General features: G+C 36.8%; 1 protein-coding gene. It reads left to right on the top strand.

All coding sequences use genetic code 11. The annotated features are described in order from the left end of the window. Positions 1–533 (top strand): peptidoglycan-binding domain-containing protein (locus CWB66_RS22525; RefSeq protein WP_502705308.1); only part of this gene is annotated, 533 nt, incomplete at its 5' end. Positions 534–756 lie beyond the last annotated feature (223 nt).

Genomic DNA, 756 nt, shown 5'->3' on the forward strand with positions numbered 1-756 from the left:
TTAAAGAAAAGGATGCTTCGATGGCAGCAATCAGAATAACTCAATCTGTTGGATTAGGCGGCGCTAACAATTTAAACGATGTAAAAACTGTACAAACCGCGTTGAATACGCTACTCAACCTAATTACCCCTACTAAAAAATTACTCGTAGATGGCCGTTTAGGCTCACGGCCTGAAAACTCTAAAACGGTAGCGGCTATTAAGCTCTTTCAAAGTAAAGTTGTGAATATGGTACGCCCAGACGGAAAAATAGACCCAAATGGCCGCACTCATAAAAAAATTAATGAAAAGTTGGCTAGTGCTGCAGTGGTTGCGGTTGTTCCAATATCTGGCAATTTAAAAACGAAACTAAAACAAAATATGATGAAATATGAAGGTAATGTTCCTCATATGTATTTAGATACAAAAGGGTATGTAACCGTTGGCGTAGGTCATTTATTAAAAGATGTTGAAGCTGCAAAAAAGTTCCTTTTACCGTTCGGGATACGGGAGTTGTTGCAACAACGAAGCAAATTGAAGATGAATTTAAACTAAGTAAATCAAGACCTTTTGGTAAGGATGAAGGTTTTGGGCGTTTTAAACCTTTTACTAAGTTAATAATTACTGAAGCTGTTGCAAATGCCCAAGTTGATCAGCATATTAAAACGTTTGAAAGTGAGCTTAAACGTATATACGGAGCCTCAGAATTTGCAAGTTACCCTGATGACGTTAAGTTAGCCTTATTTGATCTAATATTCAATTTAGGGATGACTAAACT

The organism is Pseudoalteromonas sp. S558, from assembly GCF_005886635.1.
In the GTDB taxonomy this organism is placed as follows: Bacteria; Pseudomonadota; Gammaproteobacteria; order Enterobacterales; family Alteromonadaceae; genus Pseudoalteromonas; species Pseudoalteromonas aliena.